At 71.1% G+C, this 11,413-nt stretch carries 15 protein-coding genes; 10 read left to right on the top strand and 5 right to left on the bottom strand.

The features are described 5' to 3' along the window. The first annotated feature begins 448 nt into the window (after window positions 1–448). From rpe to ACIPK4_RS34330, 5 genes are all read left to right on the top strand, one after another. Window positions 449–1,135: a ribulose-phosphate 3-epimerase gene (gene rpe, locus ACIPK4_RS34350; protein ID WP_376197899.1), complete on the top strand. Its 687-nt coding sequence runs from the start codon at window positions 449–451 to the stop codon at window positions 1,133–1,135. A gap of 124 nt (window positions 1,136–1,259) precedes the next feature. Beyond that, window positions 1,260–2,273: a sugar-binding transcriptional regulator gene (locus ACIPK4_RS34345; protein ID WP_030388458.1), complete on the top strand. Its 1,014-nt coding sequence runs from the start codon at window positions 1,260–1,262 to the stop codon at window positions 2,271–2,273. 138 nt (window positions 2,274–2,411) lie between these two features. Then, entirely contained in the window at window positions 2,412–2,633 is a 222-nt protein-coding gene (locus tag ACIPK4_RS34340) for a CarD family transcriptional regulator (RefSeq protein WP_030157491.1), read from the top strand. A 70-nt stretch (window positions 2,634–2,703) separates the two neighbouring features. Continuing rightward, complete coding sequence (locus ACIPK4_RS34335; RefSeq protein WP_402320275.1) at window positions 2,704–3,183, top strand: ribonuclease domain-containing protein; 480 nt, start codon at window positions 2,704–2,706, stop codon at window positions 3,181–3,183. Beyond that, window positions 3,180–3,614: a barstar family protein gene (locus ACIPK4_RS34330; protein ID WP_402320272.1), complete on the top strand. Its 435-nt coding sequence runs from the start codon at window positions 3,180–3,182 to the stop codon at window positions 3,612–3,614. The genes ACIPK4_RS34335 and ACIPK4_RS34330 overlap by 4 nt, the downstream gene beginning before the upstream one ends. A 198-nt stretch (window positions 3,615–3,812) precedes the next feature. On the opposite strand, the gene ACIPK4_RS34325 is transcribed toward ACIPK4_RS34330, so the two are convergent. The 5 genes from ACIPK4_RS34325 to ACIPK4_RS34305 form a co-directional block, all read right to left on the bottom strand. Further along, window positions 3,813–4,292: a group II truncated hemoglobin gene (locus ACIPK4_RS34325; RefSeq protein WP_376197907.1), complete on the bottom strand. Its 480-nt coding sequence runs from the start codon at window positions 4,290–4,292 to the stop codon at window positions 3,813–3,815. Continuing rightward, complete coding sequence (locus tag ACIPK4_RS34320; protein ID WP_376197910.1) at window positions 4,289–4,624, bottom strand: putative quinol monooxygenase; 336 nt, start codon at window positions 4,622–4,624, stop codon at window positions 4,289–4,291. The genes ACIPK4_RS34325 and ACIPK4_RS34320 overlap by 4 nt, the downstream gene beginning before the upstream one ends. A gap of 82 nt (window positions 4,625–4,706) precedes the next feature. Continuing rightward, on the bottom strand, window positions 4,707–5,243 hold the full coding sequence (locus ACIPK4_RS34315) for a hypothetical protein (RefSeq protein WP_376197913.1): 537 nt from the start codon (window positions 5,241–5,243) through the stop codon (window positions 4,707–4,709). 54 nt (window positions 5,244–5,297) lie between these two features. Further along, complete coding sequence (locus ACIPK4_RS34310) at window positions 5,298–7,019, bottom strand: FAD-dependent oxidoreductase (RefSeq protein ID WP_402320267.1); 1,722 nt, start codon at window positions 7,017–7,019, stop codon at window positions 5,298–5,300. Continuing rightward, on the bottom strand, window positions 7,016–7,288 hold the full coding sequence (locus ACIPK4_RS34305) for a UBP-type zinc finger domain-containing protein (RefSeq protein ID WP_402320265.1): 273 nt from the start codon (window positions 7,286–7,288) through the stop codon (window positions 7,016–7,018). The genes ACIPK4_RS34310 and ACIPK4_RS34305 overlap by 4 nt, the downstream gene beginning before the upstream one ends. Before the next feature lie 267 nt (window positions 7,289–7,555). Here ACIPK4_RS34305 and ACIPK4_RS34300 point away from each other — a divergent pair, with 267 nt between their 5' ends. The 5 genes from ACIPK4_RS34300 to ACIPK4_RS34280 are packed head-to-tail and all read left to right on the top strand — an operon-like array spanning window position 7,556 to window position 11,407. Continuing rightward, window positions 7,556–8,380: a type 1 glutamine amidotransferase domain-containing protein gene (locus ACIPK4_RS34300; protein WP_376197922.1), complete on the top strand. Its 825-nt coding sequence runs from the start codon at window positions 7,556–7,558 to the stop codon at window positions 8,378–8,380. Window positions 8,381–8,412: 32 nt separating this feature from the next. Next, complete coding sequence (locus ACIPK4_RS34295; protein ID WP_402320263.1) at window positions 8,413–10,062, top strand: thiamine pyrophosphate-binding protein; 1,650 nt, start codon at window positions 8,413–8,415, stop codon at window positions 10,060–10,062. Window positions 10,063–10,102: 40 nt separating this feature from the next. Then, complete coding sequence (locus tag ACIPK4_RS34290) at window positions 10,103–10,534, top strand: nuclear transport factor 2 family protein (protein WP_402320260.1); 432 nt, start codon at window positions 10,103–10,105, stop codon at window positions 10,532–10,534. A 23-nt stretch (window positions 10,535–10,557) separates the two neighbouring features. Continuing rightward, entirely contained in the window at window positions 10,558–11,013 is a 456-nt protein-coding gene (locus ACIPK4_RS34285; RefSeq protein WP_376197929.1) for a nuclear transport factor 2 family protein, read from the top strand. Window positions 11,014–11,026: 13 nt separating this feature from the next. Further along, window positions 11,027–11,407, top strand: a complete 381-nt coding sequence (locus tag ACIPK4_RS34280; protein ID WP_376197932.1) for a nuclear transport factor 2 family protein — start codon at window positions 11,027–11,029, stop codon at window positions 11,405–11,407. Window positions 11,408–11,413: the final 6 nt, after the last annotated feature.

The following is an 11,413-nucleotide window of genomic DNA, read 5'->3' as shown; positions in this document are numbered from 1 at the left end:
CATCGCGAAGCGACGCGACGACGAAGGAGGAGCGCCCTTGACGGGCCGGCACGGCACGGAAGGACAGTGGACTGACGGGACGCCCCCGGACCCACTCCGACACCGCCCCGCCCGGACCCCGCCCCCGGGAATCCCGCCCCTGTCCCGCCTGTCTCCGCTCCGGGAGTCCCGCCGCACCTTTCTGACCCCTGTCCCGCCCGTCCCCGCCCCCGGGAGTCCCGCCCCACCCTTCGGCCCCTGTCCCGCCTGTGCCTGCCCCTTGGCTCCCGCCCCGCCCCACCGACCCGGCCCCGCCCGTCCCGCCCCCCCCGTCCCGCCCCCGCCCCCGCCCCACCTCGATCTCCAAGCACTGCTTGAGCGTTCCGCGTGATCCGTTAAGTGGGGCTACCGGAGTCTCGAGATGCGGGGTCGTGGCCGGAAGTGCGCGGGGGCATGGCAGGCTTGGGGCATGGCCGCTCAGATTTATCCCAGCATCCTGTCCGCCGACTTCGCCCGCCTCGCCGAGGAGGCGAAGGCCGTAGAGGGGGCCGACTGGCTGCATGTCGACGTCATGGACAACCATTTCGTCCCGAACCTCACCCTCGGTATGCCCGTCGTGGAGTCCCTGAGCCGCGCCACGGACATCCCGCTGGACCTGCACCTCATGATCGAGGACCCGGACCGCTGGGCGCCGCAGTACGTCGAGGCCGGGGCGGGATCGGTCACCTTCCACGCCGAGGCCGCCGCCGCGCCCGTGCGGCTCGCGCGGGAGATCCGGGCCAAGGGGGCGCGGGCGTCCATGGCGCTCAAGCCGGCCACGCCGATCGAGCAGTACGAGGACCTCCTCCCCGAGCTCGACATGCTGCTGATCATGACGGTCGAGCCGGGCTTCGGCGGCCAGCCCTTCCTCGACATCATGCTCCCCAAGATCCGCCGTACCCGGGAGCTGATCGCCAAGCACGGCCTGGAGCTGTGGCTCCAGGTCGACGGCGGGGTCTCGGCCACGACCATCGAGCGTTGCGCCGAGGCCGGCGCCGACGTGTTCGTCGCGGGTAGCGCCGTCTACGGGGCGGTCGACCCGGCCGCAGCCGTGCGTACCCTGCGTGAGCAGGCCGACGTCGCGATCGCCGCGGCGCCCTGGGCGTGTGACCACTGAGACGAGGGTTGGTGAACAGCTCGGTGAACGGGAGCTGTCCAGGCTGATCAACGGCCGCCGGATCTGACAGGATGAACGGCGAGTCGAGAATGTGAACAGCAGTGAGGAGAACGCGGTGTCTGCAATGTCGGCGGGACGGTCAGCCCTGCGGATGGGACCCGCGGAGCTGGTGCAGGCGGCGGCCATGGCCCGCCGCTTCTACCTGGAGGGAAAGTCCAAGATCCAGATCGCCGAGGAGTTCGGCGTGAGCCGCTTCAAGGTGGCCCGGGTCCTGGAGACCGCCCTGGAGCGTGACCTCGTACGGATCGAGATCCGGGTGCCCGCCGAGCTCGACGCGGAGCGTTCCGACGCGCTGCGGGCCCGGTACGGGCTGCGGCACGCGGTGGTGGTCGAGTCCCCGGCCGACGCGACCGAGGACGCCCCGGACCCGGAGAACCTGGGTGCGGTCGCGGCCGACCTGCTCGGCGAGCTCGTCAACGAGGGCGACGTACTGGGTCTGGCCTGGGGGCGGTCGACCATCCACATGGCCGCCTCCCTGCACCGGCTGCCCCAGTGCACCGTGGTGCAGCTGACCGGTGTGTACGACGCCGGCACGGCCGAGCGCGGCTCCGTGGAGGCCGTGCGGCGGGCCGCCCAGGTCTCGGGCGGCGACGCGCACCCGATCTACGCGCCGATGCTGCTCCCGGACCCGGCCACCGCGGCCGCGCTGCGCAGCCAGACGGGCATCGCCCGGGCCTTCGAGTACTTCGACAAGGTGACCGTCGCGGCGGTGTCGATCGGTTCGTGGGAGCCCGGCATCTCGACCGTCCACGACATGCTCACCGACGAGGAGCGGGCGCACTACGCCTCGCTCGGCGTCGCAGCCGAAATGTCCGCCCATCTGTTCGACGCCGAAGGGCGGCGTGTCGGACGGGACCTCGGCGAGCGCTGCATCACCGTCGAGGCCGACCGGCTGCGCCGCATCCCCGAGGTCGTGGCCATCGCCGGCGGGCTCCGCAAGGCCTCCGCGATCGGGGCCGTGCTCCGGTCGGGGCTCGTGACCAGCCTGGTCACGGACACGGCCGTCGCGGACTACCTGCTCACCGAGTCGGCCCCGGGGCTGCGGCCCGCGCTGGACCGGGCCGACCCGGACGACTGATCCGGGCCGGCGGGCGGCGCGGCGCGCGGTCCTCTCGGGTGCCGCGCGGTCCTCTCGGGTGCGCCGGGGCGGATGGTGCCGCAATTGAGATCCGAACGGCGGCCCGTGGGGCGGCCTGCGGGGCGCATACTGGTCCCAATGACAAAGTCAGCAGTACCTCGCCGCCATTTGCCGTCCAGCCCGTTCAAGGCCCCCGTGGAACCGCCGCTCCGGCAGTTCAGCGTCGGCGACCGGGTCTCTCACGACGAGCACGGCCTGGGCCGTGTCGTCGGTATCGAGGAGGGGATCGCCGTCCTGGTCGACTTCGGGTCGGTCCAGAAGAGAATCCTGAGTCCATACACCAAGATGTCCGCGCTCTGAGGATGTCGTCCTCGGGGCCACCGGCACCGCGCGATTCGCGAGCGAATCGGATATTTGGCACGATCGGTGCATGATCTTCAGGGACGTGCCCCGGTCGTTGCTGCGGTGCGTGGTGGGCGCGCTGTTCCTGTGCGTCGCGCTGATCGGCGTGGCGGGGTGTGGCGGGGGAAAGACCGCGTCGCCGTCCGCCGTGGCCGGAGTGAGCTCAGGGGCTGATGCCACCGGGGCGGTGCCGGCCCCGGGGCGGGCCTCCGTGCCCGCGTGGGCCAAGGGGATGGCCACCGTACGGGCCGATGCGCTGCCCGCGCAGGCCCGGGACGTGCTCGCGCTGATCGACAGGGGCGGGCCGTACGCGTACCGGCAGGACGGGACCGTCTTCGGGAACTTCGAGAAGGTCCTGCCGCAGCAGAAACGCGGCTATTACCACGAGTTCACCGTGAAGACCCCCGGTGAGCGCGACCGTGGAGCGCGGCGGATCGTCACCGGTGAGGGTGGCGAGTTCTTCTACACGGACGACCACTACGAGACCTTCAAGGCGGTCCTGCGATGACCCTGGAACCGCAGCCGCCCGCTCCGGCCCTGGCCGCGGCCGAGAAGGCGGGCTGGACGACGCTCCGGGTGGACCTGGCCGGCGTGGACGGCAAGGCCGAGCTGCTGCGGCGGTGGGGGGCGGCGCTGCACGTGCCGGCGTGGTTCGGGGGGAACTGGGATGCGCTGGCCGATGCGCTGCGCGACCTGTCGTGGCTGCCGGATGCGCCGGGGCGGCTGCTGGTCGTGATCTCGTGGTCGTCGTACGCGGCGGAGCGTCCGGGGGAGTGGGCGACGCTCGGGGAGGTCCTGGAGGGGGCCGTCGAGTTCTGGCGTGACGCGGAGGAGGGGGCGCTGGCCGTACTCGTCGCCGAGCCGGGGGCTGCCGCCGGGCCGCCGCCGGACGGACCGCCGGTCCGCGGGGGCGGTCCGCGGAGGCCGTCGGGCCGGTGAGTTGGGGTGGGGTGCCGCTGCGCGGCGCTCTCCCCGCCCCGCCCCTTCGCCGTGCGGCTCCGCCCCGGACCCCGGTCCTCGAACGCCGGACGCGCTCAAGGGCCCGGACCCCGGGCCTGACGTGGCGGGCAGGTCGGGCGGGCGGGCCGGGGGGGGCGGTTCGTGGGGGCAGAGGGGTCGGCTCTGCCCCGCACGGGATCAGCTCTTCGGGATCCACGGGGGCGTTTGGCCCCAGGACCAGACGGGGATCTTGGCCGCGTCCACCGGCGGGGGGTTGGGGCCCGAGTAGATCAGGGCCATGCGGGTGCCCCACTCGATGTAGTACGCGAACACCGCGCGGAATTCGGGGTCCGTCGGGAGACCGACCTCGTCCGCCGTGTCCATCAGCAGGTCCACCCAGCGGCGGCGCTGCCGTTCGGTGATGCCCCGGCCCAGGTGCTTGGTGGCCATGTGCTGGTGGCCGCCGTGGTGGGCCGTGTACTCCGTCGGGCCGCCGAAGACCTCCGACAGCCAGACGGCGACGTGCTGGGGGTGCTCCGAGTCCATGCCCGCGAACACCGGGGCCAGGATCTCGTCCTGCAGGGCGTGCCCGTAGAAGGCGTCGGTGAGGCGGTTCATCGCCTCCGCTCCGCCCATCCACTCGTAGATGGTGGGGGTGGTGCCGGGTGTGGTGCTCATGACTGGGGTGCGGCCTTTCCGGGGCCGGCCACGTCGGTGACGCGGTAGTGCTGCATCTCCTCGATGGCCTTCACGTACGGGCGGATCGCGCTGAAGAACGCCGGGAAGTGCTCGCCCTTGCGGAATCCGTTGAGGTGGGCGTCGACCGACGTCCAGCGGATGCGGAGGATGTAGCGCTCCCGGTCGTTGTCCTCCTCGCAGCGGGCCAGCTCGTAGTCGATGCACTCGGGTGAGGCGGCCAGGGCCTCCGCGGCCTGCCGGTACGAGTCCTCGAAGGCCTGCTGGTCGTCCAATGCGATCCGGTAGCGGATGTATTCGACGGTGGTGGTCATGGGGCGTGCCTCTCCCTGTGATCGGTGCCGGTCGGCTCGCTGTCAGACTTGCGTGATCATGCCCCGGTGGGGAGGGCTTTCGTCATTCCGACTCAGACTTCTGGGAGTCCGTGGCGTCGGACGCGTCGGACGCGCCCGTGGCGTCGGCGACGTCGGGGCCCGCCGCGCGGACCTGCTGGACCTTGGCCAGGGAGTCGCGGAGTTCGGTGAGCCACTCGTCCGTGTTGCGCCCGACGAGTCGGACGCACCAGGCGAGGGCGTCGGCCCGGCTGCGGGCGACGCCGCCCGCGACCAGGGTGTCGAGTACCTGGCGCTCCGGCTGGCGCAGACGCGTCATGACCGGGACCGCCAGGTGCGTGAACAGGATGCGGTCGTCGCCGGACTGGACGGCCCAGGCGACCTTGCGGCGGTAGAGCTCCTCCGCCTCCCGTGCGACCTCGATGCGCTGTTCGCGGGTGCGTTCGCGGAACTCCTTGACCGACTCGGTCGCCGGGATGGCGCCGACGACCGTGATCTCCTCGCGGTCGACCGTCACGTCGATCAGGGACTCGTACACGTCCACCGGGAGGCGGTCCGCGAACCACGTGCGAAGCTGCTCGCTCTGCTCGGCTGTAATCATGTAATCAACGTTGCATCCGGCCCCCGCTTGATCGCAAGGGAATCGTGTTCGCTCTCAGCCCATCGAGCGGTACCGGTGGATCAACGAGACCGCCATCGCGCCCTCGCCGACGCCCGACGCCACGCGCTTGACCGAGTGGGCCCGGACGTCTCCGGCCGCGAAGACGCCCGGGACGCTGGTCTCCAGCGGGTACGGGGCGCGCTCCAGGCTCCACTCCGCCGGGAGTTCGCCGCCGTTCGCGATCAGGTCGGACCCGGTGAGGACGAAGCCGTACTCGTCCCGCTCGACCACGCCCGACAGCCAGTCGGTGTGCGGGCGGGCGCCGATGAAGGTGAACATGAAGCGGGCCGGCACCCGGGTGTCCTCACCCGTCGTCGCGTCGTGCAGGGTCAGCTCCTCCAGGTGCTCCCCGCCGTCCAGCCTGACCACCGTCGTGCGGACCTTGACCTCGATGTTCGGGGTGCGGTCGATCTCGTCGATCAGGTAGCGGGACATGCTCGCGTCCAGCGATTCGGCGCGGACCAGGATGGTCACGCGGGCAGCGTACTTGGCGAAGTGCACCGCCGCCTGCCCGGCCGAGTTGGCGCCGCCCACGATGAACACGTGCTGCGAGATGCACGCCGAGCTCTCCGTCGTCGCCGCGCCGTAGTAGAGCCCCGCGCCCTCGAAGCGGTCCGCGCCCGGGGCCTCCAGGCGGTTGTACGAGACCCCGGTGGCCAGCAGCACCGTCTCGGCGCTGATCTCCGTGCCGTCGGCCAGGGTCAGGATCTTCGCCGGGTCGTCCCGGGTCAGCGAGACCACCTCCACCGGGTGCAGGATCTCGGCGCCGAACCGGGAGGCCTGGATGGTGGCGCGCCGGGTCAGGTCGCCGCCGGACAGGCCCGAGGGGAAGCCGAGGTAGTTCTCGATCAGGCTGGAGGTGCCGGCCTGGCCGCCCGGGGCGCGGGAGTCCAGCATCAGCGTCGACAGGCCCTCCGAAGCCGCGTAGACACCGGCCGCCAGGCCCGCGGGGCCCGCTCCGACGATGACGCACTCGTAGTGCGGGCGCGAGGCGGTGGTGGCCAGCCCGAGGCGCTGGGCGAGCTCGGTGTCGGACGGCGCGGAGAGCACCGCCCCGTCCGGGAAGCGGACGAGGGGGAGGGCCGCGTCGGGCTGGGCGGCGATCAGGGTCAGGGCCTCGGGGTCGCGCTCGACGTTGAGGAAGCGGAACGGCTGGCCGTTGCGGGTGAAGAAGTCCCGGACGGCGTGGGTGCCGGGGGCGACGAGGTGGCCGGCGACGATGATGCCGTCGTAGGCGGGGCGGTAGGTGGCCAGCCAGTCGGAGAGCAGGTCGTCCAGGACGGGGAAGAGCCGCTCGTGCGGCGGGTCCCACGGCTTGAGCAGGTAGTAGTCCAGCCGGACCCGGTTGATGGCGGTGATCGCCGCGTCCGTCTCCGCGTACGCCGTGAGCAGGACGCGGCGGGCGTCCGGGAAGCGGCTGACGGCCTCCAGGAGGAACTCCACGCCGGTCACGTCGGGCATCCGCTGGTCCACGAGGAACAGCGCCGGGTCGTGGCCGCGCTCGTCGAGGGAGTCCAGGATCTTGAGCGCGTCGGCGGCGGAGGACGCGCCGAGCACGCGGTAGCGGTCGCCGTACGCGCTGCGCAGGTCGCGGCGGACCGCCCGCAGCACCTGCGGATCGTCGTCCACGGCCAGGATGACGGGCTTCCTGCTCTCGGCGCGCTCGGCCGCGGCCGCCGTGGCGGGGGCGGTGGCGCTCTCCGGGGCCGCGCTCACGCCGCGTCCAGCATCAGCTTGTCGGCGTAGCACCAGGCCCAGGTCTCGCCGGGCTCGTGCGAGGCGGCGATGGGGTGCTCGGTGGTGCGGTAGTGCTTCGTGGCGTGGCGGTTCTTGGAGGAGTCGCAGCATCCGACGTGCCCACAGCTCAGGCACATCCTCAGGTGCACCCAGGTGTCGCCGAGGACGAGGCACTCCTCGCAGCCCTCGGTGCCCGGCTTCACCGGACGTATCTGATCGGTGTGTGTGCACAACAGGTCCGTCGTCATCGTCCCCGTCCCTCTCCTCGGTCCTTCGCGCACCCGTGATTCACGGCGCGTCCAGACCATAGGGCGGGGCCCCCGTAATGGTTCAGCGATTCGGCCGAAGTCATGAAGTCTCGCGGCTACTTCATGACCTCCGGAAGTGACTACCTGAGGTGCCCCTGCGACCTGCCCGCCTACCTCACGAAGTCGCGTACGGGCGCTTTGACGGAGCCCTCGGGCACAAGCAGTGTGGTGGACGCCAACGACAACAGGCGGCGCCTGGAGGAATCCGTGAGCAGAAAGATTCTGGTCATTGTCTCCGAACACGGTTACTGGGCCGAAGAACTGATAGGCCCCGTATCGAAGTTCGATGAGCGGGGCTACGAAGTCGTATTCGCCACGCCGACCGGAAAGCGTGCGCACGCTCTTCCGCCGAGCCTCGACGCGAACTTCATCGACCCTCCACTGGGACGCTCGGTCACCACCGAGGAGAACGCCCGGCTGGGGCGGGAGTTCGAGCAGTCGAGCCGGCTGGACTCGCCGCTCGACATCGAGGCGTGGGTCCCGGAGCGCCCGTACACGAGCGACGAGGGCTATCTGCGCAAGCTGGAGCAGTACCACCGTGATCTGGACAAGCTGGAGTCGGACATCGCCGGCTACGACGCGGTCCTGATCGTCGGCGGCAGCGGCCCCATCGTCGACCTCGCCAACAACGAGCGGGTGCACGCCCTCATCCTGGCCTTCAAGAAGGCCGGCAAGGTCGTGGCGGCCGAGTGCTACGGCGTGGCCTGCCTGGCCTTCGCCCGGGACTGGGGCGACCGCAGGAGCATCATCTGGGGCAAGCACGTCACCGGGCACTGCAAGGAGTACGACTACAAGGACGGCACCGGATTCCTCGGTACCGACTTCAACATGGGCCCGCCGCCGTACCCGCTGGAGTACATCCTGCGCGATGCCACCGGGCCGCGCGGGGCGTACCACGGGAATTTCGGTCACCCGCTTTCGGTGATCGTCGACTACCCGTTCGTGACCGGCCGTTCCACCCCCGATTCGTATCTCACGGGGCAGAAGATCGTGGAAGTCCTGGAGGAAGGCCTCACCCGCTACGGGTGGTGATCCAAAAACCCGTGGAAACGAGGGGGATTTCGATGAGTTCCGAAGCCACTCCCGGACGGGAAAGGCTGATCGAGCAGTTCAAGGCCGACGGCCTGAATGTGATGTTCGGAAATCCGGGGACGGTGGAACAGGGATTCCTCGACGCGGTGGACGCGGCGGAGGACTTCCATTACGTCCTCGCCCTCCAGGAGACGGTGGCCGCCGGCATCGCCGACGGCTACGCCCGGGCCACCGGCGGCGCGGCCCTGCTCCAGCTGCACTCCGGAGTGGGGCTGGGCAACGGCATCGGGATGCTCTACCAGTCCCTGCGCGGCCACACCCCGCTCGTCGTGGTCGCCGGTGACGCCGGCGTCCGCTACGACGCGATGGACGCGCAGATGGCGTCCGACCTGGTGGCCATGGCGAAGCCGGTGACGAAGTACGCGACGCGGGTCACCGACCGGCACTCCGTACTGCGCACCATCCGGCGGGCCGTCAAGATCGCCCTGACGCCGCCGCGCGGTCCGGTCTTCGTGGCGCTGCCGATGGACGTGCTGGACGAGCTGAACTCCGAGCCCGTCCTGCCCGCCGCGGTGCCGCTCACGGACGTGGCGCCCTCGCCGGCCTCGGTGGGGCGGGCGGCCGAGCTGCTGGCCTCCGCGGAGCGGCCCGTGGTCCTCGTCGGGGACGGGGTCTCCCTCTCCGGGGCCCAGCGCGAACTGGCCGCCGTCGCCGAGCTGCTGGGCGCCGACGTGTACGAGGTGGACTCCTCCGAGGTGAACATCGCGGCCTCGCACCCGCTGCGCCGCGGTCAGACGGGGCACATGTTCGGCCCGCACAGCAGGGAGCTCGTCGCCGCGGCGGACGGGGTGCTGATCGTCGGCACCTATGTCTTCCCCGAGGTGTTCCCCGAGCTGGAGAGCCCCTTCCGGGCCGGTGCCAAGGTCGTCCACATCGACCTGAACGCCTACGAGATCGCCAAGAACCACCCGGTCGACCTGGGGCTGGCCGCCGACCCCCGGCAGGCGCTGCACGCCCTGGCCCCCGTGCTCGAGCGGCTGCTGACCCCGCAGCGGCGGGCGGCCGCGGCCGCCCGGCTCGACGCCCGCACCCGGGAGCGGGCGCTGTCCGCCCGGTCCGGGGAGGCCGACCAGGACGGCACGCCGATGGCCGTCTTCCTACGGACCCTGGCCGAGCGGACCGGCGGGGACCTGATCGTCTTCGACGAGGCGCTGACCACCTCGCCGCTGGTCACCCGGTATCTGCCGCCCGAGCGGCCCGGGGACTACCACCTCACCCGCGGCGGTTCGCTCGGCGTGGGCTTCCCGGGGGCGGTCGGGGCCAAGCTGGCCCGTCCGGACCGCCTCGTCGTCGGCTTCGCGGGCGACGGCGGGTCGATGTACACGTACCAGGCGCTGTGGACCGCGGTCCGGCACGGCATCGACGCCAAGTTCGTGGTCTGCAACAACCGCAAGTACCGGCTGCTGGACGACAACATCGCCCAGTACTGGCGGGAGCGGGACATTCCGCAGCACGGCTTCCCGGGTTCCTTCGACCTCTCCCACCCCGAGATCGACTTCGCCGGGCTGGCGCGGGCGCTCGGCGCCGAGGGGGTGCGGGTGGAGAAGCCGGACGAGGCGGTCGCCGCCGTGGCCCGGATGCTGGAGCACCCCGGACCGTTCCTCGTCGACGTACAGATCTGACGCACCGCACCGCACACCACCACGGACAGGAGGAGACCGCATGCCCGCCGAGCGGCTGACCGAGGACGCGATCCGCACCTTCGCGGAGAACTGGTACGTGGCCCTGGACCAGCACCTGCCGCAGGAGCAGGTGCTCGCCCTCATCACCGAGGACCTGGAGTTCAAGGTCCCCGAGGACACCTTCCTCGGACACCAGGGCTTCGGCCGCTGGTACACCGCCGTCACGAACCGCTTCTTCGACGAGGTCCACACCGTCACGAAGGTGGAGCCCGTCATCGAGGGCGACCGGGCGATCGTCCGGGTCCTCGTCAACTGGCAGGCCAAGATCTGGGACCCGCCGGCCGCCCGCAGCCAGTGGCTCGGCTTCGACGCCGACCAGACCTGGACGGTCGTGGCCGGCCCCGACGGACCGCTGATCAAGCAGTACACCGTCAACGACCTGGCTCCGATGCCCGGTTCCGCCTCGCTCTGAGCGCCGGCGAAGGAGAAGCGACGATGACCGAAGTGACACGGGAGCGGGTCGAGGCGGCCTACGCCGCCCTCGGCTCCGGCGACCGGGCCCGCATCCTGGAGTACTACTCCGAGGACCTGCGCTGGCTGGTGCCGGGCAACCACCCGCTGGCGGGCTGGTACGAGAGCCTGGACGCCTTCCTGGAGCTGATGGGCCAGACGCACAAGCTCACGGGCGGCACCTTCCGCATGGACATCCAGGCCGTGCTCGTCGGCGAGGACTGCAGCGCCGACGTGTGCCGCAACGTCGCCGTGCGGGACGGCGCGGACGAGGCGAGCGGGTCCCCGTACGAGCGGATGGACTACCCCGTCTTCCACTTCATGCGGTGGCGGGACGGCCGGATCATCGAGGGCCGCGACGGGCTCTTCGGGGACTCGGCGACCGCCTTCAGCCAGTTCTGGGCGCCGTTCGCGCCGGACGGAACGCGCAGGGACCGATAGGGGGAGGAGCGCGATGAGCGCTGTGGACGCACGACAGATCCTTGAGAAGTACTACGAGTACGCCAACGCCGGGGACTGGGACCGCTGGTGCGACCTGTTCGCCGACGACCAGGTCATGGACGAGCAGCTCGCCGGCCACATCGAGGGCCTGGAGGTCCTGCGCTCGATGATGAAGGGCATGGGCACGATGTACCGGGTCTTCCGAAACGAGCCCGTGCACTTCCTCGTCGACGGGGAGAAGGCCGCGGCCGTCTCCCACCTCAGCGCCGTCAGCGCCTCCGGCGAGGCGATCGAGGCCGAGGTCATGAACTTCTTCAAGATCGTGGACGGAAAGATCGCCTACATGGCGAACTACCACGACACCGTCCCCTTCCAGGTGCTGGGCCAGGGCTGAGGGGGC

Source organism: Streptomyces sp. NPDC086989 (assembly GCF_044745505.1).
Lineage (GTDB): Bacteria > Actinomycetota > Actinomycetes > Streptomycetales > Streptomycetaceae > Streptomyces.
This window is presented reverse-complemented; position numbering and strand designations above follow the sequence as displayed.

Excerpts from the sequence above, each read along its gene's own strand:
- ACIPK4_RS34345 (WP_030388458.1), top strand. The coding sequence starts at position 1,260 with ATGTCGGCGGGACGGTCAGCCCTGCGGATGGGACCCGCGGAGCTGGTG.
- ACIPK4_RS34335 (WP_402320275.1), top strand. The coding sequence starts at position 2,704 with ATGATCTTCAGGGACGTGCCCCGGTCGTTGCTGCGGTGCGTGGTGGGC.
- ACIPK4_RS34290 (WP_402320260.1), top strand. The coding sequence starts at position 10,103 with ATGCCCGCCGAGCGGCTGACCGAGGACGCGATCCGCACCTTCGCGGAG.
- ACIPK4_RS34285 (WP_376197929.1), top strand. The coding sequence starts at position 10,558 with ATGACCGAAGTGACACGGGAGCGGGTCGAGGCGGCCTACGCCGCCCTC.
- ACIPK4_RS34330 (WP_402320272.1), top strand. The coding sequence starts at position 3,180 with ATGACCCTGGAACCGCAGCCGCCCGCTCCGGCCCTGGCCGCGGCCGAG.
- ACIPK4_RS34320 (WP_376197910.1), bottom strand. The coding sequence starts at position 4,624 with ATGACCACCACCGTCGAATACATCCGCTACCGGATCGCATTGGACGAC.
- ACIPK4_RS34295 (WP_402320263.1), top strand. The coding sequence starts at position 8,413 with ATGAGTTCCGAAGCCACTCCCGGACGGGAAAGGCTGATCGAGCAGTTC.
- ACIPK4_RS34305 (WP_402320265.1), bottom strand. The coding sequence starts at position 7,288 with ATGACGACGGACCTGTTGTGCACACACACCGATCAGATACGTCCGGTG.
- ACIPK4_RS34280 (WP_376197932.1), top strand. The coding sequence starts at position 11,027 with ATGAGCGCTGTGGACGCACGACAGATCCTTGAGAAGTACTACGAGTAC.
- ACIPK4_RS34325 (WP_376197907.1), bottom strand. The coding sequence starts at position 4,292 with ATGAGCACCACACCCGGCACCACCCCCACCATCTACGAGTGGATGGGC.
- ACIPK4_RS34340 (WP_030157491.1), top strand. The coding sequence starts at position 2,412 with ATGACAAAGTCAGCAGTACCTCGCCGCCATTTGCCGTCCAGCCCGTTC.
- ACIPK4_RS34315 (WP_376197913.1), bottom strand. The coding sequence starts at position 5,243 with ATGATTACAGCCGAGCAGAGCGAGCAGCTTCGCACGTGGTTCGCGGAC.
- rpe (WP_376197899.1), top strand. The coding sequence starts at position 449 with ATGGCCGCTCAGATTTATCCCAGCATCCTGTCCGCCGACTTCGCCCGC.